This window comes from uncultured Fibrella sp., assembly GCF_964250085.1.
Classification (GTDB): domain Bacteria; phylum Bacteroidota; class Bacteroidia; order Cytophagales; family Spirosomataceae; genus Fibrella.
In genome coordinates, this window is sequence record NZ_CAXUEC010000009.1 from 104,534 (window position 1) to 128,572 (window position 24,039).

The following is a 24,039-nucleotide window of genomic DNA, read 5'->3' on the forward strand; positions in this document are numbered from 1 at the left end:
TGCGATTGGCCTGAATGGCAAAGCGCAGGGCTGTTTCGATGTGCCTACTCAGCCGATACTTTGGCTTTGTCGCTTGTTTTTACTTGCTCAACGAAGATTTTAGCCGGCTTGAAGCTGGGAATAAAATGCTCGTCGATTACCATGGCCGTATTCTTGGAAATGTTACGGGCCACTTTCTTCGCACGCTTCTTATTGATGAAGCTACCAAACCCACGAACGTAAATATTCTCACCTTCGGCTAGTGAATTCTTGATCACCGAGAAGAATGTCTCCAGGGTATGCGTTACATCTGCTTTTTCGATTCCGGTTTTATCGGAAATCTCAGCGATTACGTCTGCTTTCGTCACGACTTTACTAAACTTTAGCGATTACTTGTATGTTGATTTTCTGGCACTGAAAAAGGAGTACAAAGGTAAGGCTTTTCGATTGATAATGAAACCCCTCGCTTCTTTATTCCCATTCAACGGTGAAATCTCCTTCTTTATTTTGAACTGGCAATCAGACTACAACGCAAAAACCAGTGACCCTGAGGTCGTCGGCTTTGCCCCTACGCTCGAAGCCTGGTACGCCCGGCATCGCCGTGATTTACCCTGGCGAAATACGACCGATCCTTACCAAATCTGGCTCTCGGAAGTGATCCTCCAACAAACCCGCGTGGCGCAGGGGCTCCCCTACTATCTGCGCTTCACCGAGACGTACCCAACCCTGCCCGAACTGGCCAACGCCGACGAACGTGACCTGCTCCGACTCTGGCAGGGACTAGGCTATTATTCCCGCGCCCGCAATTTGCACCAGACGGCCAAATTCATCGCTAGCGCGCTCAATGGGCAGTTTCCGACTACATATGACGGTTTACTGGCCCTGAAAGGAATCGGCACATATACGGCGGCGGCAGTGGCTTCTTTTGCCTTTGGCGAGCGTGTTCCGGTGGTTGATGGAAACGTATATCGAGTGTTGGCCCGGGTATTTGGTATTGAGGAAGACATCACCACAACACAGGCTAAAAAGACCTTCGCCGCCCTGGCTAAACGACTGATGACCTATGCCATCGATCCGGCCACCTACAACCAGTCGATCATGGAGTTCGGGGCCATTCAATGTACCCCCGTTGCGCCCGATTGTTTGTTCTGCCCGCTCCAGCAACAATGCCGTGCTTACCTCACCGGACGACAACAACTTTTGCCTGTTAAAAAGAAAAAAGCGCCTGTACGGGACCGCTTTCTGACCTACTTCGTCCTCCGAAAGGGCAAAGGAGAGGCCCTGAAACTCGCTTTGCGCGAACGTACCGGCCGGGATGTGTGGCAAAATCTGTTCGAATTCTACGGAGTTGAAACCGATGAACCAACCTCGGGCTGGCGTTCAATCGACGTACCTGAGGAGTTGAACGAATTGGTTGTGCAGGGCGTTTTGGTTGGCCCGCCTGTTAGTGAACAGCAGCTACTGTCGCACCAGCGAATACGGGCTGTTTTCCACGAAATCAGTTTGCCGGAAGCGAACACTACGCCCCTGCCCGATGGTGTGAACTGGTATTCGATGGCGCAGGTAAAGCAGTTGCCGAAGCCCGTTTTGATCGCTTCATATGTTGAAAAACAGTTTGGATAAGTCTGTAAGATTCAGTATCTTTAATACATATAACCCCCGTCTTAAACCAGTTTTAACGAATAGCATAACATGGCAAGTTTGAATAAAGTCATCCTGATTGGTAATGTCGGCAACGACCCCGAAGTGAAGTATTTCGATGGCGGCAGTGTGGTGGCCCGCGTAAGTCTGGCTACCAACGAGACATATACCAACCGTAACAACGAAAAGGTTGAACAGACAGAGTGGTTTCGGGTGGAATTCTGGAATGAGCAAGCCAAAACGATTGAAAAGTACCTCAAAAAAGGCAATCAGTTGTATGTAGAAGGTCGTTTGCGTACCGAAACGTATACAGACAAGGAAGGTAAAGAGCGGTTCTCGTTAGGCGTTCGTGCCCAGACTTTCCAGTTCATTGGTGGCAATCGCCCCGAAGATGGCGGCCAGTTCGAGGCGGCTCCCCGTCAGCAGCAGGCCGCTCCGGCACCTGCTCCCCGTCCGCAGGCACAGGCTGCTGCGCCGCAGGCTGCACCAGCCCGGCAGGCAGCACCCAAAGCCGCGCCAGCTCCGGCTGCATTTGACAATAGCGGCGATGATGATCTGCCCTTCTAAAAATTAGTTTGAGGTTTCGGGTTTGCTGGTTGCAATTGCTTGTCTAATCTGTTCTTTTGGTAGCTTAGCCAAGCAATTACAACCAACAGTCCCGAAACTATATTCACCCTATGGATCCAGGCGACCCGTCTTCCACACAGGTGCTTCCGGTTGGCAACAACTGGAGCACCTATCTTAGTTTTTACGGCCCCTATGTTGCCGTAGTCTTGCTGTTGCTGTTTCTGGCCGCGCTCGCTTCAGCAGCCGAAGCCGCTTTCTTTACCCTTACTCCACAAGATCGGGCGCAGTGCCGCGATAGCGAAGCCCCGGCCTATCAGCGCATCGCCGCCATGCTGGAACGTCCCCGACGTCTGCTGGCCTCGCTCGTTATCCTGAACAACCTGCTCAACATCGCCATTGTCCTCATCGTCACCTACGTGACCTGGATCGTCACGGGTGTTTCGCACGGCTCTGGCTGGCTGCTGGCCGCCATTACGCTGGCCACCACACTCGTGATCGTGGTTTTTGGGGAAATGGTGCCCAAAATATACGCGGCTCAGTATGCTCTGGCCGTCGCCAACCGCACGCTGTGGGTAGCCCGATCAGCAATGCTCATCTTCACCCCCATTTCCAGCCTGCTGGTATCGATGAGTAACCAGGTCGACAAGCGCATTCACCGGCGGGGCTACAAACTGTCGGCCGAAGAACTCAGCGAAGCTGTTGAACTTACAGGTACGTCGTCGAGCGAAGAAGAAAAAGAATTACTGAAAGGCATTGTTAACTTCAGTAACCTCACCGCCCGGCAGGTAATGCGGGCAAGGATGGATATCACTGCTTTCCCCGATGATTTACCCTTCCCCGCTTTGCTGGAACAGCTCAACGATGCGGGCTACTCGCGAGTGCCTATCTACAAAGAAACCATCGATCAGATCGAAGGTGTACTTTACCTGAAAGACCTGTTGCCACACCTCGCTAGCGATGATTCATTTAACTGGACATCGTTGCTCCGGCCCGTCTTCTTTATTCCCGAAACCAAAAAAGTAGACGATCTGCTTCAGGATTTCCAGCGAAAACGCGTTCACATGGCCATTGTGGTTGATGAATATGGTGGCACACGCGGCCTGGTGACACTGGAAGATATTATTGAAGAAATATTCGGCGACATCAACGACGAATTCGACGAAGAAACGCCCACCAGCTACCGGCGCATTGACGAGCAGACCGTTATTTTTGAGGGACGTACCCCGCTCACTGATGTCTGCCGCGTGCTCGATGTTGACCCCACCGCCTTTGATGAAGTCCGGGGTGACAGCGAATCGCTCGGTGGTCTGCTGCTCGAACTCTTCAGCCGACTACCCAAAACCGGCGAAGAAATCACCTTCGACGACTTCAATTTCCACGTCCTCGCCGCCGACGATAAGCGCATCAGCGAGGTACGTGTCACCCAACAGGATTTGACGGAGAAGTGAACATGTAATGGACAACGAATGGCTAATGATTTCGCTCTGGAACGTACCCAGTAGAGCCATTATTCATCATTCATTGTCCATTACATGTTTATTCCCTCACCAACGCCATACCAATCTGACAGTTCAGGCAGCGTTTGGGCGTGCAGAACTCGTTATAGAGTTCGATGGCGGCCTGCGAGTCGAAAGCGGTGCGAACGTGCAGACCGATCTCGTCCCAGAGGCGGGTGATGCGATTATCTTCAGGCGGGAGTTGTTCCAGAATGGCAATAGCCCGATCGAGCAGGTCAGGTGCATCCTTGTGTTTGGCGTAGGTAGCCAGAAGTGGCGCGGCGGTGTTGACCAGCAGCCCTTCGGCGGCGGCTTCGCCCAGCGATGAAGAGACTTTATTGGCGGCTTTTCCGAAGCGGTAATGGGTTTGCCAGTAGGCCGATGGCATAACCTGTAGTGCTTTCAACAGTGTTGGGGTGTCGCTGCTGCCAATAAGCACTGAAAATAAACTGCCATGTTCCTGAACCAGCCGCGCCAGTTGGGCCAGTCGCATGGTTGGAAAACCGGCGGGGCGAAGCTTCCCCCACTTCCAGATATGAACGGGCAACTGCTTGTCTGCAAGGCCGTATTTTGCCGCCAGAAACTGATACTCGCGCCGAAGCACCACCGTGTAATCATCATTCGTATCAGCCTCTATCGGGATGAGCCCCGCTATGCCAAACAGCAGTGCTTCAAGCTGGATCAGGCTGTTTCGGTGCTTGTGCAGTAGCCGTACCGGCAATACGCGGGCCAATTGCTCCATCGGCTCAGCGTTGACTTTGGCTCCCAGGTACGTTGCCAGCAGCCGATAGGCGGTTTCTTCCCAATCCTGCCCGCTATGATCATAAACGAATTTTACATGATCAGCTTTGCGCTCGAGGCGTTGCATCAGTGCCGTATCGAGCATGGCGGTTTGCCGAAGAGGCTTCACCATCCTAAACTGACCGGCGCAGGGAATAGCGTCGGTCCCTTGCGTTAAGGCTTGGTACTTCGTCAGCAACGTACCTGGCGTAATCGGAGCCAGTTCGAGCGTGGGCAGGTACGTTCCGTCGGGGCGGGGAACGGGCCTGTCGTGTTGCCAGACAATGTGCAGGATCACGTTATCATAAGCGCGATCGCCCTGATGTCGATGCAGCAGCCAGTCGGAGGTTTTAACGTGCGCTTCCACCGTACCTACCCATTCCACACCTCCAATACGAAGTCTGGCGTTCAGAAAATCGGGCCCGGCGTTATGATTTCGGAAACCAGGGTGGTGCACCTCGATCACCTCACCATCCGTAGTGGTCAGCGTTGCAGTGGAGGCGTACTGAAACTGCCAGATAAAATACAGGAACTCTTCTTGAACAGGGGATAAAGCGGGCAACATAACTCAACATATAACATTGGCAATTAAGAGGTTACGTCGAGTATAAGCAATGCAATCAGGTGCTAATAAGGGTGCCTGATTGCTAGGAAATGATTACGTGGAACAGACCTCGGTTTACCCCCAACCCTCTAAAGGGGAGGGCTGGGGTAAAGTCTAAGTCAGTTTCACATAATTACATTTGATTTGTCAAGCTGGCTTCCAGCGTTTTAGCGACAGGTCGTGGGCAGTGTCGTAGTAAGATCGAAGGTTTGTCCAGTCGAACACATCGGAAATGCTTTCGACCCGGTTTCGCTGCTGTATCCGGTCGCGCATGCTCATGCGAACGAAGCGGAACAGGATATCGGCGAGTTGGTCGGCGGCTTCGTCAAAGTTCTGGGTACGTCGGTTCACCACGTAGATACCCCGGTTTTCGTAGTCGCGCATGATCTGCATGATGAAATCACCAAAGCCCGACTGATCGCTCGTCACGGTTGGAATTCCCCGCACTACACATTCCAGCGGCGTGTAGCCCCACGGTTCATAGTAGCTCGGGAAAACGCCCAGGTGGCAACCGCGCACAAACTGACTGTAGTCGAGCCCAAACAATGGGTTTGTCGAGGCGATAAAATCGGGGTGATACACGATCTTAACCCGGTCATATTCGTTATTCACCAGGTTGGCCTGCCGGATAAAGCGGGTCATGTCGTCTTCCTGCAAGAGATCGTGCGTAACGAAGCGTGGCAACTGCTTGGTCTTCCAGCTCTGGATCGTACGCCGGAGCCGGAGCCGCCAGTACTCATCGACAAAGGTGTTCAGATCGGGTAAATTCGTGCTTTTGCCCGAAGCTGACGCTAAAAACAACCGCTCGCCAACCTGTTTTTCAATCGCCTGGCTTGTTTCACGAATCTCATCAAGCAGCGCGCGGGTGTGCAACACCTCAGGGTTGATAGACCGGTAGGGCTGTTTGGTTACCATAAACATGACTACGGTGGTATCCATGTTGGCTTCGCGCATGCGCCAGTTCAGTCGGGCGAGGGCTTCCAGCGTGAGGTCATAGCCTTTATTGGTGAACTCGAACCGGCCCGACGTGAAGAAATACAGCGTCTTATCCAGATCAAACGAATAATTCTGGAAGAAATGGCCCATCACAAATTCATGGATGCGCTCCTTAAACTTTACGTGGAGGTTCTGAAACTCGTGTGCGGCGGCAAAGCGCGTCACGTTCAGGCCATTGGGTAACACAAGATCGGGGTTACGCCCCAGAAAAACCTCACATTCCCGGGCTGTCACATCGCTAACCGTGGTGAAGACGTGGCTCTGCAACGCCGCCAGCCGTTCAACAGTTGCCTGCGCCTCAATGCCGTAATGACGGGCTTCTTTCTGCCAGTTGAAGGTACTTAGCCGGGCATAAAAGCCTTCTTCGTTCTGGGCAAGATACCGCCCCAGCATGGTAGCGTGGGTAGTAAAGGTAGTGGCTACACGGACGTTCTCGCGGCGAAGATCAGGTAAACCCGACGCGGCCATCCATTCGTGAAAATGGGCCGCCAGATCAATACGACGGGAATGATCATCGGCCAGGAGTTTGATAAACACCCGAACCATCTCGCCGAAGGCCAGCGTCTGATCAACCAGTTCTTCAACGCCAAGCGTGGGCAGTTGGTAGCGTTCCCAGAGGCCGGCTTTCAGGGCATTGAGGTTACCCATCATGCTCTGGAAATTGAACATCACCACGCGTGGTCGGCCTGTAACTAACCAGTAGCCATACTCCACCTCGTAGCCCATCTGTCGCATTTTTCGGACAGTCTGCCCAATCTCCGTTTCGTCGGGCTCGGTGATCGGTTCATATTCAGCGGCAGCTTTCTGTGCGAAATAAGGCCCCAGCAAGACGTAGTTATCGTCCCACTTTTCGACCATCGCCGGCACCTTCGACCGAATGACGGTGTATATGCCGCCAACCTGGTTACAGACCTCCCAGGCGATTTCAAGCAGGAGCTTGCGTTTTGTGGTTGAGCCTAATCGTTCCACGGCGGGTTATAATTGGGTGGTTTTGTTGAACACTAAAATCACTGCTAAGTAAGCAGTTTATGGGTATGAAAATGGCCCCGCCTGTAAGTTTTACTCTAAACAGGCTAACTTACCGCCGTTGGCTGGCGTATTTAATTGACAGTTAACGTATTCTTTTAGGCCGTTAAGGTCAATTAAAACATGACTAGACATATCTTGCTAATGGACGGCCCCGATGGGCCGGGTCTTATCTACCACGTCACCAGCATCCTGTTTCATCATGGGCTCAATATTATTCGGAATGATGAATACGTTAGCCCGGATGGCCGTTTTTTTATGCGGACCGAATTCGAAGCAGGTCCGCAACCAGCCGGGAATGCAGGCAACGTACCTGATGGGCAGACGATTCTCGACGAGTTGCGTACAGTGCTTCCGCCAGACGTTACACTGCGGTTAAACCCAAAGGCAAAGAAGAACATCGTAGTGTTTGTCACAAAAGAACACCACTGCCTCGGCGAGCTGCTGATCCGGTACGGCTTTGATGAGTTGGACGCTGATATTCTGGCTGTTGTGAGCAATTACGCAACCCTGCAACCGCTGGTCAGCAAATTCGGCATTCCATTTCACTACATTTCGCACGAGAACAAAACGCGGGAAGAGCATGAAGAATCGGTACTGCGTACCCTGGCTATCTACCAGCCCGATTACCTGGTGCTGGCCAAATATATGCGCGTGCTGACGCCTGATTTCGTAGGCCACTACAACAACCGGATTGTCAACATTCACCATTCATTTCTGCCCGCTTTCATTGGGGCCAGCCCCTACCGGCAAGCCTACGAGCGCGGGGTGAAGATCATTGGTGCCACGGCCCATTTCGTCAACAACGACCTTGACGAAGGACCAATCATTGCGCAGAACACGCAGGAAGTCGATCACCGACACACGGCATCCGATATGGCCACGATGGGCCGTGACGTGGAGAAGATTGTGCTGTCTCAAGCCCTGAAACTCGTCTTCAACGACCGGGTTTTCATTCACCAGAACCGGACGATTATTCTTTAAAAGTCTTCTGTCTTCCGTCCTCTGTTGCGCTGCTGGTCAGCAGTAACGTACAAAAGCAGCGCAACAGAGGACATAAAAACTTATGGCCCAACACAACGATACCGGTAAGCAGGGCGAAGACGCTGCCATGCAGTATTTGCAGGAGAATGGTTATCAGATTCTGGAAACCAATTACCGACATCAGCATGCCGAAATCGACCTGATCGTTCAGAAAAATAAGTTGCTTGTATTTGTGGAAGTGAAAACGCGGTCGAACCTGAGCTTCGGTGAGCCAGAAACGTTTGTCACCTTCACCAAGGCGAACCTGGTCATGCGCGCCGCCGATCATTATATCTACGCCCGCGACTGGCATCACGATATTCGCTTCGATGTGGTAGCCGTGAGCATCACCCCGCGTGGCGAAGTAAAGGTCAGACATATCGAGGATGCGTTTTGCTGAGATTAGTTAAAACACGGAGAAACAGAGATTTCACAGAGAACACAGAGTTGCTATTGGTTAATCTCTCTGTGTTCTCTGTGAAATCTCTGTTTCTCCGTGTTTTAACTAATTTTCTCCAGTTCCCTCAAAAACGCCACCAGCCCCGCCAATGCCTTCGCACGGTGGCTAATTTTGTTCTTTTCTGATAGGGGCAACTCACCGAAGGTTTCAGTATAGCCGTCGGGCAGAAACAGTGGATCATAGCCGAAGCCGCCATCGCCGCGTGGGGCGGTTAGGATAGTGCCGGTTACAATCCCTTCAAATTGATGTTCAGCCACCTGGCCTGTATCCGTGCGGTAGACCAGCGTAAACACCGACCTGAACTGCGCCCGGCGGTTGGTTTGGCCTTCCAGGTTGGTGAGCAGCAGTGCTTTATTTCGTTCGTTATCACGGGGTTCACCCGCGTAATAGGCCGAATCAACGCCGGGTTCGCCATTGAGGGCGTCTACTTCCAGGCCCGTATCATCGGCAAAACACGCCACGCCGAAATGGTCGAATACGTACTTGGCTTTCTGGTACGAGTTACCGGGAATGGTACCGGTGGTTTCGGGCAATTCATCCGTACAACCAATTTCTTTCAGCGTGCGCAGCGGAAAAGCGCCGCCTAGAGCAGCAGCGACCTCTTCTAATTTATGCGCGTTGTTGGTAGCGAAGCAGAGTTCCATAGACATAGAAAAGCCGCTGGGTATGTACCCAACGGCTTCACAAAAATAAGCGAAGCAGTCTTGACTTAACGTACCCGAAGTACGTCCATTTCAAAGACCAGTGGCTTGTAGGGCGTTATGACCGTTCCAGAACCAGTGGATCCATAGGCCTGCGATGACGGTATGATGAGGTAAAACTTTTCGCCACGCCGTACTTTTTGCAAACCAAGCGTCCAGCCAGAAATAACCGACGTTTGGCCCACTGTTACATCGTAGCCAATTGTTGTGCTGGTTGGATCAGTGGCAATGGCCGCCGCCGTAGGTACGTTCGTATCGAAGACGGTTCCGTCCAATAATCGGCCTGTGTATTGAATAGAAGCGGTTTCACCCACTTTAATCAAGGCCGAATCTGGTCGAGCTCTTATTTTAACAATACGAATGCCCCCTCCGAGTGTATCGGCAACGGTTAGTTTATTGGCAGTAATGTAATCTTTGATTTGCTCCTCTTCTGTTCTGATCGACAATACGCGAATATCGTAGCGGATCGGCGAGTACTGCGGCAGCAGCAACGTACCCTGCCGACCAGCATCCAGCGAAGAAGGAACAAGCACCACTACTTTTTCTCCTTCATTGGCAATTGTCAAGCCCAGGAAAATCCCGTTAGTGATTGTATTATATAGATAAGAACCGTAGAGAAGCGTACCACTCCGGGCAGGATTGGTACCATATGTATACGTAGCCGGGTGAATACCATCTGTACTATCGAGTACTATTCCATCTAATCGGCTCGACGTAACATAGAAACGGATTTCATCGCCAACCTGCGCTGTCTGATTCGTTGGCGCAGAGATCACTTTGGCATAATACGCTCCCGTTGTACCTAGCTGAACGGCCTGCATGTTTTTAGCCGTAATGTATTGCTGAATCTCGGCATCGTTTTCGCGTTGCTTCCGGTCAGTAAGGGTCTCACCGGTTTGCTGGCAGCCCAGTAGCCAAACGCCACTAACGAGACTCGCGGCCACTAAAAAATATCGTTGAAATACGCTACGCATAGTACGTTACCCGTCGGTTGTAATGCTGTAAAATAACCAGGAGCCTGTATGACCCGGTTCATGCCTGAAACGTTCGAATAGCCTCCTGGAATAACGACGGCGGGTGGCAGATTGGCCACCCGCCGTCGTTAATTTTTCTTAACGGCCACCAGCCTGTGGCTGTCCTTGCGGCTGTCCGGGCATCTGCGGCATTTGCTGCGGCTGTCCTTTCGTTACGTCCACCAGTTCGATATCGAAAATAAGCGGTGAGTTGGCCGGAATCGTTGGCGGCGCGCCCTGTAGGCCATAGGCCATTCCTGATGGAATGAACAGTGTGCCTTTGGTGCCTTTGGTAAACTGCATGATGCCTTCTTCCCAACCCGGAATGATCATACCCACGCCTACCTGGAATTGAACCGGCTTGCCACCACTCTGCTGATTGGTGAGTGAACTGTCGAACACTTTCCCGTTCATCAGTTTACCCGTATACTGCACCTGTACGTTATCGCCTTTGTTTGGCTTGGCACCCGTACCCGGCGTGTTGATGACGTAATACACGCCGTTGGCCGTTTTCTGCGCTTTGCCAGCCAGACCATTCTTAGCCAGATAATCAGTCAGGATTTTATCGTCGATCGATTTCTGCTTATCGCGGCTTTCGGTCTGCGCTTTCTGGAATTCCTGTTCGTTCTGTACGTTCAACAGTTTCACATTGAACACAATGTCAGATCCCTTCGTGATGCCGGGAGGAAATGGCTGGCCAGCCCGCGTAAACAGCGAATCGGCTTTCACGAAGAACGTGGCGCTATCGCCTTTACCCAGCATGGCCAGTCCTTCTTCAAATGATCCTTTGAATGGGGGCACCTGCAACATCAGTTGCAGCGGCGTACCTTCTTTATGCGTATCCCGGATAACCGAATCTTTCGCATTTTTCAGGGCCAGGTGCAACGTCAGGATATCGCCGACTTTTGATTTACGAGCGCCTTCAATCTGCTCGTGCATTTGGTATTTCAGGCCACTCTCGGTGGTCTGTACACGGTCTTTGCCACAGGCCATCATCACGGCTGCGAGCAGGGTTGCTTTGGTAAGCGTCTTAATCTGCATGGTTAAACTATATTCAGTTGAATGTGTTGATTGCGCCGTTGATGGGTGTCATACGGCCATGAGTTGTTCTTGGTAATCAGGTAATACAGCCAGCAGTTTTCGCTCTGTCTCGGCCAGCGACAGCTTCATACGCCCGCCAGCAGCATTTTTATGGCCGCCACCGTTGAAATGCGTACTCACCAGATCGCGCACCGAAAAATTGCCTACCGACCGAAATGACAATCGAATCTCATCGACCCGGTCAATGAGGATGGCTGCTGCTGTAACGCCCTCAACCGATAGGGCATAGTTGACAAGCCCTTCCGTATCGCCCGTTTTTGAGCGATAGCGCCGAAGCTCGTCGGCGGTCAGCGTGATATACGCAAAATTATATTGGGGCAATACGCGCAGCTTTTCGTTCAGCACGTACCCGAGCAGCCGCAACTTATCAATCGAAACGCCGTCGAAAATCCGGCGGTGGATGCTGCTTACATCGATGCCGCGTTCCAGCAACTGGGCAGCAATACGGTGTACTTCGGGCGTAGTGCTGGGGTGGCGAAACGATCCCGTATCAGTCATCAGACCCGCATACAGGCACGCCGCCACATCCGCGTTGATCAGGTCGCCCTCACCCAGTTGGTCGATTAGTTTGAAAACAAGCTGCGTGGTCGATGCCGCTTTAGGGTCCCAGTAAGCCAGATCAGCAAATGATTCGGGTTCCAGATGATGGTCGATCATTACTTTACGACCAGCCGCGCCACGCACCATAGGCCCCAAATCCTTGATACGGTCGAGACCCGAAAAATCGAGGCAAAAAATAGTGTCAGCATTAGCCATCAGGCCTTCCACCAACGTGCGGTTCTTACCATCATAGACTATTACCGTATCGTTGCCGGGCATCCAGGTAAGATTATGCGGATAGTCGGTCGGTGTAACCACCGTAACCGCGTGGCCTTTCTGCCGTAAATAGCCCGCCAGCCCCAGCGACGACCCCATTGCGTCGGCATCCGGGTTTTGATGGGTGGTAATCAGAATACGATGGGGGTGCCGCAGCAACTCGCCAATGGCCTCAATATCATGCATATTGTCTAACGGAGCAACGCGCCGTTAACTGGAAAAACAGAGCAGCCCCCTGTTGACGGATCGAAAAACGAATGGCGAAATTACGAATAAATTGCCAAATAGGGCCAAGGCGAACAAAAGGGCAGAACAAAGATGTTTACCGTTTACTGTTTGCTGTCTTCTGTTGCGCTCCCTGCCAAGTAAGCCCCTTCAGGGGTTTGGGGTAGCAGCGCAACAGAAGACAATAAACAGTAAACTTCTTAACTGACTTGTCATGAAAGGCTTTAATTTCTCTGAATTTGTGCCACCTGAGCAGAATGGGGGTAGCAAATTCGATCAGTTGCTCAACATTTTTCAGCAACTATTGCTCATTACGTCGGGCGATGTAGAGCAGGCAATGGCCTGGATGAACCAGCTTGACCGCCAGTATAGCCTCACCGACGATAAGTATGGGATGGGCAACTTTTTCGATGAGTTGAAAGAAAAAGGCTACCTGACGGAGGAAAATCAGGAAGGAAAAATTTCGATCACGCCAAAAACCGAGCAAACGATTCGCCGGTCGGCTCTCGACGAAATCTTCGGCAAACTGAAACGGTCCAAAACGGGCGGTAACCACAAAACACCGTTCACGGGTTCGGGCGATGAACTTAGCAGCGACCTGCGTACCTACCAGTTTGGCGATACGCTGGAGCAGATTTCCATGACCGAGTCGATCAAGAACGCGCAAATCAACAGCGGGGTCGATGACTTCAAACTGATGGAGCGCGATCTGGAAGTGACCGAGAAGGAACAGAAAACGCAGACCAGCACGGTGTTGATGATCGACATCAGCCACTCGATGATTCTGTACGGCGAAGACCGAATCACCCCTGCCAAAAAAGTAGCCCTGGCGCTGGTTGAGCTGATCAAGCAGAAATACCCCAAAGACACGCTCGATATTGTGGTGTTTGGCAACGACGCCTGGCAGATTCAGGCCAAAGATCTGCCTTATCTGGAAGTGGGTCCCTACCACACTAACACCGTGGCCGGTCTGGAACTGGCAATGGACCTGCTCCGCCGCCGGAAGAACAAGAACAAACAGATTTTTATGATCACCGATGGCAAACCCACCTGCCTGAAGGAAGGAATTCGGTATTATAAAAACTCGTTTGGCCTCGACCGCAAGGTGGTGAGCAAAACACTGACCCTGGCTGCCCAATGCCGCCGCCTCGACATTCCGGTAACGACGTTCATGATTGCTACCGACACGTACCTGAAGCAGTTTGTGCAGGAATTCACGAAAGTAAACAACGGCCGGGCCTACTATAGCGGCCTGCAAGGACTTGGCAACATGATGTTCGAAGATTTCCAGCGCAACCGCCGGAAGAACATTAAATAAATTAGTAATGCTTAAGTAAGAATGGCTCCGCTTGCAGACGACCTGTTCTGCAAGCGGAGCCATTCTTCACTCTTACTTACCCAACCACTGATACATCACGTAGGTATCAACCAGCCCCAGTGTTTGGTGTTGATACGCGTTGGGAACAGTACCGATTATGGCGAAGCCGCAACGCTCCCAGAGCTTCACAGCTACCGTGTTGGTTGATACCACGGCGTTGAACTGCATGGCTTTGAAACCCAGTCGACGGGCTTCGGTCAGCGAAAAAAGGCACATGGCCTTCGCCAGCCCCCGGCCCCTCGCATCAGGATGAACCATATAGCCCGCGTTGGCCACGTGCGCACCAAGCCCCGGCTGATTGGCAAGCATAAAGAACGTACCCAGAATTTGACCGTCGACTTCGGCCACATAACTGGCCTTACCAGGCATGAACCAAATGGTCAGCATCTGCTCCCGGCTCGAGTCAGGGGCATACATATAGGTATCGCCTGCCTGAATGACGGGTTCGATAATGGCCCAAATTGCGTCGTGATCCGTAGCGTTGGCGGGACGAATAGTGATCATAGCTAGTAGCACCGAAGCGCCAGTTCCGGTAGTGTTGAACTGGCCAATGACTCCCGAAGCTAGCGCTTCGGCGTTACACTTACTTTACCAGTCCCCGGCAGATTTTGCTGGCCAGAGCCGGTCCTTCGTAGATAAAACCGGTGTAGACCTGAACCAGGCTAGCCCCGGCGTCCAGCTTTTCCTGCGCGTCGGCGGCGGTTTGTATCCCGCCTACACCAATGATCGGGAACGCCCCGTTCGATTTGGTGTGCAGATAACGAATCACCTCCGTCGAACGTACCTGAACGGGTTTACCGCTAACACCACCCGCACCCATTTCTGAAACGGCTGCTTCGGGCGTAGCTAATCCCTCCCGGCTGATGGTTGTGTTGGTAGCGATCACGCCCGCAATCCCCGTTTCCTGCACAATCTCGATAATATCATCGAGTTGGCTATCGGTGAGGTCGGGGGCAATCTTAAGCAGAATCGGCTTTGGTTTATTTTTCACCATATTTTCGCCCTGTAATCGGCCAAGAATAGCCGTTAAAGGCCCTTTTTCCTGCAAATCGCGCAGTCCCGGTGTGTTTGGCGACGATACATTGACGACGAAATAATCCACGTCGTTGAACAGATCGCGGAAGCAAAGCAGGTAATCGTCTATGGCCGATTCGTTGGCCGTCAGCTTATTTTTACCAATATTTCCCCCGATCAATATCCGGGACGTACCTGCGTTTTGCCGGTAATGCCCCAGCCGACCGGCCGCCGGTCCCGACCCTTTGTTGTTAAAACCCATCCGGTTGATCAGACCATTATCCGCTTTGAGCCGGAACAGACGCGGCTTATCGTTGCCGGGCTGGGGTTTTGGCGTAACGGTGCCAATTTCGATAAAGCCGAAACCAAGGCTGCTAAGTTCAGAAATCCACTCGCCATTTTTGTCGAAACCCGCCGCCAGGCCTACCGGATTGGGAAAGTGCAGGCCAAATACCGTGCGCTCAAGGCTGGGATGCCTGTACGTATAGAGCCAGCGCAGCAAACCGGGAAGGCCCGGAATTCGGTGGGCCACCTGCAACACCGACATGGCGAAATAGTGAACAGATTCGGCGTCGAAACGAAAGAGAATGGGCAGCAGAATACGCTTGTACATAGCCGCAAAGGTACGAGATTCGACTAAGTTCGTCGCAGTTTGGCACTGATGGTGGATTTGCAATTGCGGGGCGGTGTGCCGTATTTTGTGCATCTTAAAATACGGACACTAATGACGTTCCCCGACGAACTCCAGTACACCCCTGATCACGAATGGATTCGGCTCGAAGCCGACGGTACGGCCATCGTAGGCATCACTGATTTTGCCCAGCATGAACTTGGCGACATCGTGTATGTAGATATCAACACCATCGGTCAGACACTGGCCAAAGGCGAGATTTTTGGCTCGGTAGAAGCCGTCAAAACGGTATCCGACCTGTTTCTTCCTATTGCTGGTGAAATACTGGAAATGAATGATGAAGCCGAAAAAAGCCCGGAACTCGTCAACACAGACCCATACGGCCGTGGCTGGATCGTTCGCGTAAAACTGACAGACGGCACCGACACCGACGACCTCCTATCGGCCAGCGCGTACCAGGAATTGATTGGACAATAACTAACTGGTTCAATGTTTAACGTTCAATGTCTAAAGTTTGCGTATCAACCTCACGACGATAAATGCAGTAGCTCGACGTTGAACTTTAGACATTGAACATTGACTTATTTTAGGCTCCAGCGAACAGTTTGTTTATGGAGCCTTTTTTATGCCTATGCTTCTCCTGATTCGATCGGCCCGCGTGGTCGACACAACTTCTGCCCACCATGATCAGGTCGTTGATCTGCTGATCGAAAATGGACTTATCACCCGGATAGGTACAGGCCTGGCGGCTCCCGATGGCGCGCAAGTCATCGACGTACCTGATCTCCACGTATCGGCAGGCTGGGTCGATGGGCGGGCAGCGGCCAATGACCCAGGTCACGAGCACCGCGAAACGCTTACCGATCTGGCCCGAGCCGCCGCCGCCGGTGGCTTCACCGACGTGGTACTGCTCCCCAATACCAGCCCGGTCATCGACGCCAAAGACACGCTTGGGTATGTTCGCCGGATGGCCGAAGCACTCGGCGGCCCCGGCCAACCCAGCCGGCTTCACCCGATGGCGGCCATCACCAAGGAAGCCAAAGGCGTTGACTTCACCGACATGATCGACCTGCACCGGGCGGGGGCCATTGCATTTTCCGACGGTGATCACCCACTACAAAACCCGGACCTGCTGCTGAAAACGTTGCAGTACCTCCGCCCAATGAACGGCCTATTGGTGAACCGGGCCGAAGAGCAGCTACTAACCCAGTTTGGGCAGATGCACGAAGGCATCCAAAGCACATTACTGGGGTTGAAAGGACTGCCTGCCATGGCCGAAGTGATGATGATCGAGCGCGACCTGCGCCTGCTGGCTTACGTGCTGGAACAGGAAACAGACGTACCTGAGAACCCCATCCTGCATTTCGCCTGCCTGTCGGCGGCCGAATCGGTCGAGTTGGTTCGCCGGGCCAAGGCAAAGGGTTTACCCATTAGTTGCGATGTGGCTGCCCATCAGTTGGTATTTACCGATACCGATCTGGCCGGTTTCGACACGTACCTGAAAGTGAACCCGCCGTTCCGCGCGCAAACCGACGTTGATGCGCTCTGGAACGGCCTGGCCGATGGCACCATCGACATGATCGTGTCGGATCATCACCCGCATGATGAGGAAAGCAAAAACATTGAATTCGACATGGCTGAATTTGGCATCAGCACCATCGAAACCGTCTTCGCCTCGGTGCTGACGCAGGCAGGCACGTTACCGCTCACTACCCTGATCGACCGCCTTACGCTGGGGCCTCGTCGTGTACTTCGTCTGCCAGCGGTAACCATCGCCGAAGGCCAGGCCGCCGTGCTGACGCTGTTCGATCCCGGCGCCCAGTGGACGTTTAGCCGCCCGGTTTCGCCCGCAAAAAATTCCCCTTTTTTAGGCCAGACATTGACCGGAAAAGTGCTTGGAACTGTTTTATTGAATGGAACCACACTCTCTTTACCTTCGCAGACACCGAAGGACTACGTAGCTGACCGATGAATTACTTTAATCACCCTTTGTTAAAAATTCCCCTTCTGTTCGGACTGGCCGCCGGACTGGCGGTCTTCCTCTACTTTCTGGGGATGTATGCGCTGGGAATTTCTGCGCTGTTTGTCAATGAAAAGTACCCGTTCGATTTTGGTATTCATCTGATTCTGATGGTAGCCGCCGTCTGGTATTACCGCCGAAAAGTGGGTAACGGCTTGCTGCATATGTGGGAAGGGCTCACCATTTGCTACATCGTAAACACGGTGGGAGCGTTACTGGCGGGCTGGCTCATCTACGGATTCGTGACCCTGATCGACCCGGCCGAGTTCACGCGTTACCTTGGCGACCTGCGGCATTTCCAGATCAGCGACAAGGCCAATTACGTGAAAACGTTCGGTGAAGAAGCGTATAAGGCGCAGTTGGCAAAAACGGCCGCTACCACCCCCGACGTACTGCCGCTCAGTATGCTGGGCAAGAAAACCTTACTGGGTATTTTACCGATTCTGATTATTTCGTTGCTCTTTCGCAAGCAGGATTACAGCATCATGAATCCGTAAACCACCAGAATCATGGAAGAGAAACCATCTACCGCCAAACTTGCGCTGAAGTGGGGATTGATTACCGGTTTAGTCGAAATTTTAGTCACCACTATACGTTATGCGTTAGGCTATTACTCAGGCTTTAGTGCAACCGCCTTTATGGTAATCAATCTGATTCTTATTGTGACTGGCTTGGTCATGGCTTTGCGCGAGTTTAGAGAAGCCAACGGAGGCTACATGACTCTTGGCGACATGATGGGGCTTGGGGCATTGGTCTTCACAATAACTGGCTTAGTTGACAGTGCGTATACCCAATTTTATCAAAGTTTTATCGACCCGGATTTAATCGCCAAGACTCTCCAGCAAACGCGTGATTTCATGGAAAAGCAGGGCGTCCCTGATGAACAACTAGATAAAATAGATGAGCAGATGAGCGAACTTGTTGAACAACAACAGCAAAAAGGTGCGTCGGGGAGCGCTTTTTTACTCGGTATCATTTGGTGGAGCGTTGGCGGTGTTGTTCTCACATTGATCACATCGCTCTTTATGCGCCGCAAAAAAGAGAATCCCTTCGATTAGCGCATGGTAGCCATTTTTCGTAAAGAGATCAATCAGTTTTTTTCATCGCCTATCGCCTACATCATCATGGGCGTGTTTCTGGCGGTGATCGGGTTGTTGCTCTGGGTTTTTCCGGCTACCAATCTGCTCGATTACGGCTATGCCGACATGGGGCAGTTTTTTACCTTGACTCCCTTTGTGTTGCTATTTCTGGCCCCAGCCATCACCATGCGCGCCATTGCCGATGAAGTGCGCGGTGGTACCCTTGAATGGCTGCTCACCAAACCCGTTAGCCGTTGGGGCGTAGTGCTTGGCAAATTCGCCGCCTGCTGGATGCTGGTGGCCCTTACGCTGCTGCCAACGCTGCTCTACTACGTCAGTCTCTACAAGCTTGGTAACCCACCCGGCAACATCGATTCGGCCGTGGTGGCGGGGTCGTATGTGGGGCTGCTGTTGCTGGCTGGCGTGTTTGTGGCCGTGGGCTTGTGGGCATCTTCGCTCAACGACAATCAGGTGGTTGCCTTTGTGCTGGGTACCGTAGCCTGCCTTATCCTGTATGCTGGCCTGAGTACGCTGAGTGGCTTGCTGGGTACGTCCGACGCTGCCTACTGGTTTGATTACCTGAGCCTTGACCAGCAATATGGTGACCTGGGTCGTGGTCTGCTGGATTCGCGAAACGTACTTTATCTGCTCAGCCTGACCGCCCTCTTCCTCTATCTGACGACAAGTCGCCTTGCCCGGCGTTAACAACCGAAGTCAGCCTTTTTATGCTACGCACCCTTTTTCATCCAACGCTACTTCGACTGGCCGCCATCGGCTGGACGATAACCATTAGCATTGGCTGTTTCTGGCCAAGCAGCCATTTACCCGACCTGAGCCACAACCGGGATAAGTACCTTCACGCCATCATCTTTTTTCTGTTCGCCATCCTGTGGCGGCTGGCGGGCTGGTCGGTAGGGCGGGTACTGATTGTCGGCCTTCTTTATGCCGGAGCTATCGAAGTGATACAGGCGATGGTTCCCGAAATTCACCGGTCAGGCGACTGGCTCGACTTCGCGGTCGATGCAATCGGCCTGCTCATTGGCTTAGTAGTACCAACACACCTGTTGCTGTCGATCAGCCCGCAACAGGACTTATAAAGTACATGGAAACAACAACGTACCTGCGCATCGCCCCTGAGGATTTGGATGATGTGCTGACAAAAATAGAACAGGCTTACTCGATCACCCTCGATACCAATGAGCTTCGCCAAGTTGAAACATTTGGCCAGTTGTGCGAAGCAGTTACGGAGAAAATTCGGTTAGCCGAAGTGGCCGACTGCACCTCGCAACAGGCTTTTTACAAGCTCCGGCAAAGCCTTGTCGACGTGCTGCATATCGACCGTCAAACGATTCGCCCCACCACTGAGTTAGCAACTCTACTGCCGAAAAAGACACGCAGAGCGGCCGTCAGGCAACTGGAATCAGTAATGGGCTTCAACCTTGACATGACAATGGCCAGTCCATATGTGACCATCCCGGCGCAGGTTCTCCTACTTGTCTCAATCATTTTACTGATTAAAGGCAATGTACCAATCTATGCGGGAAGTGGTGTCCTTCTTGGCATCGGTCTGTTTATCGCAGCCATCAAATTCGCCCGGCACCTAACGGTTCAAACCGTTGGCGAACTGGCTGAGAAGTTGGCCCGCGAGCACTACACCAAGGTGCGGCGTGATTCATGCACGGTCAACAAACGGGAAATCGCCGATCAGGTCAAACAGCTATTCTCCGCCGACCTCGGCCTCGAACCGCACGAGCTACAACCCGAAGCTATATTGGTATAGCAGGGCTTTACTGGCAGAACAAAATCAAGTATGAGTAGCTATCGGCTGCCTTCTCTGGAACCACAAGAGTAAGGTGGGCAACATGAACAGCATGACTAGCAGCGACATAGTTAGCCCGCCGATGGTGCCGATACCCAACGCATACCAGAACGGCTCCTTGTCGTAGATGAGAAACGGAACCATGCCCACGATGGTCGATACGACCGTGAGCATGACGGCGACGCACTTGTGCCGGAACGCTTTCAGGTACGTTTGGCGGACCGGCAACCGGGGGTAACGTACCGACAGCCGGTTCATTTCGGCCACGATGAAAATACCCGCGCACACCACGTTGCCCGCCAGCAGCACAAAGCCCGCGTAGCCCCCCTGATCGAAGTTGCTGTCGGTGACGTAGAACGCCAGAAACACACCCGTGTACGACAGCGGAATGAGGCCGATCAGGGCCAGCGGTTGCCACAAACTTTCGAAAATGATGGCGCAGATAAGGTAAATCAGCACCACCACCAGGCCCAGCAACTTATATGGAGTCTGTTGGTCGGTGCCGAACCAGAACCGGTCGATGGCCTTGACGCTATAACCCATCGGCAGGTTGGGCCGTAGTTCGTTCAGGGTGTTGGTCAGAAATTTTTCGCCGAAATTGGCACTGCCCAAATACTCGAAACTGATGACCCGGCGATACTGCTGGTTTTCGCGGTAAATTTCGGGTGTTGCGCGTTGCCGGGTTACGGTGGCCGCATCGGTCAGTTTCAGCATCATTCCGCCAAGCAGCATCGGCTGGCGTTGCAGCATCCAGTTATCAACCCGCTGACTTTGGGTAGACTGTAGGTTAACGGCCTCATAATCAGCCCCGGTCAATACATACAGATCGGGTTGCGAACGGGCGTTGAAATCGGCCAGGTACGTGTAGAGGTCGCTGGTGTTGGTGCCGTGCATGGCCAGCGTTGGGGCGTCAACAGCGAGGGCGAATTCATACAGTCGTTTGCGCTGAAACAGGCCCGGGCTCCGGTTTAGGTTCACCGTTTCAACGCGCGGGTGCTTCTCCAGCATCTGCGCCAATAGCGACGCCTGTTGCCCCAGTTGCTGGTAATTATAGCCCAGCAGTTCCACGCTGAAGGTGGGCGTTTCGTCCTCGTTCAGGTTTTGGCTGAACCCCTGCCCTACCCCGAAAATGTCCCATTCGATGCCGCTCATTTCGGTGGATAGGAGGATAGCGCGGTTTTTTAACTGGTACGGAAACAGCCCGGCATCGTGCGGTTGCTTGAAATACACCACCAGGCTTCCTTCCTGCCCGCTGTTGACCTGCGTAATATACTGGTCGATTTCGCCGTATTGGCTCAGTTCAGCCTCGAACTGCCGAAACACCGCGTTCATTTGCCCGGGCGTGCTTTGGTTCGGTAACTCGGCCACAATGTAGAGAGCCGTGCGTTCCGGCTCGCGCTGATACGAGCCTTCGTAGACGTAATTGACAAACAGCCGCAACGTCCCCCCCAGCCATTTGTTGGCCAGCGGCTGAATGGTGTCGGTATACAGATCGCTGCCGAAAACGGGGTTATACCAGGTAGCCAGCGGGTTTGTGTCGGGCAGTTTGTTGGGCAGCCAGAACACCGGCAAGCCAAACAGCAGCACAGCACTCACCAGCACCAGGCCCCGAAACCGGATCAGGTACGTGATAAGCCGACCGTAGGTACGTTCCCACCAAAGCCACCGCCGCGCCGGCCGGCGGTTGTTGCCAGCCGCCAGCGTACCTGACGGCTCGGGCCAGAAACGGGCCATCACGGCGGGCACGAATCCTACCGATACGAGCAGCGACACAAATAGCGTAACGGCCATGACCACGGCAAAATCGCTAAGCGCCTGCCGGTTTTCCTCAGGCAGAAACCACACCACCACCAGCCCGGCGCAGGTAGTGAGCGTAGCGCCCAGCAGGGCCGTAAACACCCGCCCATCGCGGTAGCGGCGGTAATGGTCGGTCATCACAATGACGTTGTCCATCACAATACCGAGCGAGGTAGTAAGCGCGGCCAGCGAATAGAGATGCAACTCCACATGAAGGAGCATAAACACGCCCACCGACAGCAGGAGCGTTACCAGCGTACTCGTGACGATGAGGGTAACATACCGGCGGCTGCGGGTAGTGAGGGCCACAAACAAGAGTAACACCACTACCGCCACGCCCGTTTGCACGCCGACTTTGCGGAGGTTTTCGCGGATATACACCGTAGTATCGTAGCTGATATCGAGATGGTAACCGGGCGGCAGCGTCAGGGCGGCGAGTTGCCTGCGCAGGTTGGCAGCAGTGGTGAGTTGATTTGCCCCGGCCACCGCCGACACCACCAGGTTGATGGCCGTTTGGCCGTTGATGCGGTAAAACTGATCGGTGGGCGGCTCCTGCCGGCTCACCGTCACCAGATCGCTCAACCGAATAAGCCGCCCCGCCCGGTTTGCCACCGGAAAATCCCAGCGAACCGACACGTTGGACTGGGTAGACGGATCGTTATTGAGGCTGACGCGGAGGGTTTGGCCATTGCCCTGCCGGAGTTGACCCAGCGGTTGGCGGCTAAACTGCTGTTGCACGGCCCGGCGCAGATCGGCCTTGGTGAGTTGCAGGGCCGTGAGCGCGTCGGCGTTGTAGGTCAGCACCCATTCGGGGCGGGTGCCGCCGTATACGACCACACTGCCCACGTCGGCCACCGCCGCCAACCGGGGTTTTAGCTGCTCCTCGGCATAACGCTGCAACTCGCCGGATGACGCCGAACCGCTGAGTTGCATCGTGAGTAGCGGCGGGGCGAATCCACGCTGGGTACGTTGGGCCTCATCCGACGGGTTGACCGTAATCTCTGGGTACGTTAATTGGGCGGGCAGTTTTGCGTACACTTGACGTACTAACTGCGCCAACTCGAACCGGATGGCATCGCCGTCGACATCTGAATCAAGCTCTAGGGTGATCGCCCCCCGGTTATAACCCGACACCGAACTGATCTTGTGTACACCCGCCAGCAAGGCAAACGCCCCTTCGAGCCGACTCGTCACCTGCCGTTCTACGGCTTCTGGCGAAGCCCCCGCCCAGGCATAGACCACCCGCAACGACCGCCCCCCCGCCGAGGGCACCAACTGCACCGGCAAACGCGGCAGCAGGGCTAAACCGACTACCGACAGCATCACAAAAGCAATGACAAAGCCGTAACTTGATCGAATTAACATATTTATAAGTATATCCAATTATAATAAAAAGGTAAGTATGATTTGATTATGAATCGTTTTTTTTTACGTTTGCTAAATCACCGTTTCCCGTGGAATACCCACATACAGATGTACTTTCCAGCCAGATTACCTATTGACGAGCACTATCTAACCGCTCGCGAAGCCGAAGTAGTATGGTATTGCCTGAAAGGGCTGACAATTTGTGAAACGGCCGACCAGCTTTTTATTAGTCCGAATACTGTTGGCAACCATCATTCTAACATCCGTTCACGTTTTGGGCTGCGGGGTTACCATGCACTTCAACAGTTTGCACAACGTATACAGCCAGTACTCGAGAACTATACTAAAGCAGCAAATTAACTTGCCACTACAGGAACGTTAAACGAGAGATAGGGAATCATAAAGTACACAAAGCTATACGACTCTGCTTAACTTATTCTTCACGGCAATGCCACGTTGTAAAAATGAAGAATGTTCACTATTGATGATCTAACAACTAAGCTTGATT

Annotated in this window: 24 protein-coding genes; 14 read left to right on the forward strand and 10 right to left on the reverse strand. The window is 53.0% G+C overall.

From position 1 onward, the window contains the following. Window positions 1–44: 44 nt before the first annotated feature. The gene (locus ACFE8Q_RS23470) at window positions 45–347 is read right to left on the reverse strand and encodes an HU family DNA-binding protein (protein ID WP_085412611.1); all 303 of its coding nucleotides are present in this window, start codon (window positions 345–347) and stop codon (window positions 45–47) included. Window positions 348–432: 85 nt separating this feature from the next. Here ACFE8Q_RS23470 and mutY point away from each other — a divergent pair, with 85 nt between their 5' ends. The 3 genes from mutY to gldE all read left to right on the forward strand — a co-directional run bounded on the left by mutY (window position 433) and on the right by gldE (window position 3,635). Next, window positions 433–1,602, forward strand: a complete 1,170-nt coding sequence (mutY, locus tag ACFE8Q_RS23475; protein WP_375447878.1) for an A/G-specific adenine glycosylase — start codon at window positions 433–435, stop codon at window positions 1,600–1,602. Window positions 1,603–1,671: 69 nt separating this feature from the next. Further along, window positions 1,672–2,187 carry a single-stranded DNA-binding protein gene (locus ACFE8Q_RS23480; protein WP_375447879.1) on the forward strand — a complete coding sequence of 172 codons (516 nt, stop codon included), beginning with the start codon at window positions 1,672–1,674 and terminating at the stop codon, window positions 2,185–2,187. 110 nt (window positions 2,188–2,297) lie between these two features. Continuing rightward, a complete protein-coding gene (gldE, locus tag ACFE8Q_RS23485; protein WP_375447880.1) occupies window positions 2,298–3,635 on the forward strand; it encodes a gliding motility-associated protein GldE in 1,338 nt (445 codons plus the stop codon). Window positions 3,636–3,723: 88 nt separating this feature from the next. Here gldE and ACFE8Q_RS23490 read toward each other — a convergent pair whose 3' ends face one another. Together ACFE8Q_RS23490 and ACFE8Q_RS23495 are read right to left on the reverse strand one after the other, a co-directional pair. Then, window positions 3,724–5,028, reverse strand: a complete 1,305-nt coding sequence (locus ACFE8Q_RS23490) for a DUF2851 family protein (RefSeq protein WP_375447881.1) — start codon at window positions 5,026–5,028, stop codon at window positions 3,724–3,726. A gap of 186 nt (window positions 5,029–5,214) precedes the next feature. Then, the gene (locus ACFE8Q_RS23495) at window positions 5,215–7,032 is read right to left on the reverse strand and encodes a glycosyltransferase (RefSeq protein ID WP_375447882.1); all 1,818 of its coding nucleotides are present in this window, start codon (window positions 7,030–7,032) and stop codon (window positions 5,215–5,217) included. 180 nt (window positions 7,033–7,212) lie between these two features. On the opposite strand from ACFE8Q_RS23495, the gene purU reads away from it, so the two are divergent. Together purU and ACFE8Q_RS23505 are read left to right on the forward strand one after the other, a co-directional pair. Then, window positions 7,213–8,073, forward strand: a complete 861-nt coding sequence (gene purU, locus ACFE8Q_RS23500) for a formyltetrahydrofolate deformylase (protein WP_375447883.1) — start codon at window positions 7,213–7,215, stop codon at window positions 8,071–8,073. Window positions 8,074–8,155: 82 nt separating this feature from the next. After that, on the forward strand, window positions 8,156–8,512 hold the full coding sequence (locus ACFE8Q_RS23505) for a YraN family protein (RefSeq protein ID WP_375447884.1): 357 nt from the start codon (window positions 8,156–8,158) through the stop codon (window positions 8,510–8,512). Window positions 8,513–8,613: 101 nt separating this feature from the next. Here ACFE8Q_RS23505 and rdgB read toward each other — a convergent pair whose 3' ends face one another. The 4 genes from rdgB to ACFE8Q_RS23525 form a co-directional block, all read right to left on the reverse strand. Further along, window positions 8,614–9,216 (reverse strand): RdgB/HAM1 family non-canonical purine NTP pyrophosphatase, encoded by a 603-nt coding sequence (gene rdgB, locus ACFE8Q_RS23510; protein WP_375447885.1) that lies wholly within the window; start codon window positions 9,214–9,216, stop codon window positions 8,614–8,616. Between the two features lie 65 nt (window positions 9,217–9,281). Beyond that, window positions 9,282–10,217, reverse strand: coding sequence for an FKBP-type peptidyl-prolyl cis-trans isomerase (locus ACFE8Q_RS23515; RefSeq protein ID WP_375447886.1), 936 nt, complete (start codon window positions 10,215–10,217; stop codon window positions 9,282–9,284). Between the two features lie 168 nt (window positions 10,218–10,385). Further along, on the reverse strand, window positions 10,386–11,327 hold the full coding sequence (locus ACFE8Q_RS23520; RefSeq protein WP_375447887.1) for an FKBP-type peptidyl-prolyl cis-trans isomerase: 942 nt from the start codon (window positions 11,325–11,327) through the stop codon (window positions 10,386–10,388). Window positions 11,328–11,375: 48 nt separating this feature from the next. Further along, entirely contained in the window at window positions 11,376–12,389 is a 1,014-nt protein-coding gene (locus ACFE8Q_RS23525; RefSeq protein ID WP_375447888.1) for a bifunctional oligoribonuclease/PAP phosphatase NrnA, read from the reverse strand. Between the two features lie 253 nt (window positions 12,390–12,642). Between ACFE8Q_RS23525 and ACFE8Q_RS23530 the strand changes: the two genes are divergently transcribed. After that, entirely contained in the window at window positions 12,643–13,746 is a 1,104-nt protein-coding gene (locus tag ACFE8Q_RS23530; protein ID WP_375447889.1) for a VWA domain-containing protein, read from the forward strand. A gap of 72 nt (window positions 13,747–13,818) precedes the next feature. Here the strand turns inward: ACFE8Q_RS23530 and ACFE8Q_RS23535 are convergent, their stop codons facing one another. Continuing rightward, a complete protein-coding gene (locus tag ACFE8Q_RS23535) occupies window positions 13,819–14,310 on the reverse strand; it encodes a GNAT family N-acetyltransferase (RefSeq protein ID WP_375447890.1) in 492 nt (163 codons plus the stop codon). A gap of 79 nt (window positions 14,311–14,389) precedes the next feature. Continuing rightward, window positions 14,390–15,433 carry a quinone-dependent dihydroorotate dehydrogenase gene (locus tag ACFE8Q_RS23540; protein WP_375447891.1) on the reverse strand — a complete coding sequence of 348 codons (1,044 nt, stop codon included), beginning with the start codon at window positions 15,431–15,433 and terminating at the stop codon, window positions 14,390–14,392. Between the two features lie 111 nt (window positions 15,434–15,544). Here ACFE8Q_RS23540 and gcvH point away from each other — a divergent pair, with 111 nt between their 5' ends. The 7 genes from gcvH to ACFE8Q_RS23575 all read left to right on the forward strand — a co-directional run bounded on the left by gcvH (window position 15,545) and on the right by ACFE8Q_RS23575 (window position 20,330). Continuing rightward, window positions 15,545–15,928 carry a glycine cleavage system protein GcvH gene (gene gcvH / locus ACFE8Q_RS23545; protein WP_375447892.1) on the forward strand — a complete coding sequence of 128 codons (384 nt, stop codon included), beginning with the start codon at window positions 15,545–15,547 and terminating at the stop codon, window positions 15,926–15,928. Between the two features lie 154 nt (window positions 15,929–16,082). Further along, a complete protein-coding gene (locus ACFE8Q_RS23550) occupies window positions 16,083–17,423 on the forward strand; it encodes a dihydroorotase family protein (protein WP_375448076.1) in 1,341 nt (446 codons plus the stop codon). 17 nt (window positions 17,424–17,440) lie between these two features. Beyond that, a complete protein-coding gene (locus ACFE8Q_RS23555; protein ID WP_375447893.1) occupies window positions 17,441–17,968 on the forward strand; it encodes a DUF4199 domain-containing protein in 528 nt (175 codons plus the stop codon). 12 nt (window positions 17,969–17,980) lie between these two features. After that, window positions 17,981–18,529: a DUF4199 domain-containing protein gene (locus tag ACFE8Q_RS23560; RefSeq protein WP_375447894.1), complete on the forward strand. Its 549-nt coding sequence runs from the start codon at window positions 17,981–17,983 to the stop codon at window positions 18,527–18,529. A 3-nt stretch (window positions 18,530–18,532) separates the two neighbouring features. Further along, window positions 18,533–19,255, forward strand: a complete 723-nt coding sequence (gene gldF, locus ACFE8Q_RS23565; protein WP_375447895.1) for a gliding motility-associated ABC transporter permease subunit GldF — start codon at window positions 18,533–18,535, stop codon at window positions 19,253–19,255. A 20-nt stretch (window positions 19,256–19,275) separates the two neighbouring features. After that, window positions 19,276–19,647, forward strand: coding sequence for a VanZ family protein (locus ACFE8Q_RS23570; RefSeq protein ID WP_375447896.1), 372 nt, complete (start codon window positions 19,276–19,278; stop codon window positions 19,645–19,647). Between the two features lie 5 nt (window positions 19,648–19,652). Further along, window positions 19,653–20,330 carry a hypothetical protein gene (locus ACFE8Q_RS23575; RefSeq protein ID WP_375447897.1) on the forward strand — a complete coding sequence of 226 codons (678 nt, stop codon included), beginning with the start codon at window positions 19,653–19,655 and terminating at the stop codon, window positions 20,328–20,330. Window positions 20,331–20,354: 24 nt separating this feature from the next. Here ACFE8Q_RS23575 and ACFE8Q_RS23580 read toward each other — a convergent pair whose 3' ends face one another. Then, entirely contained in the window at window positions 20,355–23,531 is a 3,177-nt protein-coding gene (locus tag ACFE8Q_RS23580; RefSeq protein WP_375447898.1) for an efflux RND transporter permease subunit, read from the reverse strand. A 108-nt stretch (window positions 23,532–23,639) separates the two neighbouring features. Here ACFE8Q_RS23580 and ACFE8Q_RS23585 point away from each other — a divergent pair, with 108 nt between their 5' ends. Continuing rightward, window positions 23,640–23,891, forward strand: a complete 252-nt coding sequence (locus ACFE8Q_RS23585; RefSeq protein ID WP_375448077.1) for a response regulator transcription factor — start codon at window positions 23,640–23,642, stop codon at window positions 23,889–23,891. Window positions 23,892–24,039: the final 148 nt, after the last annotated feature.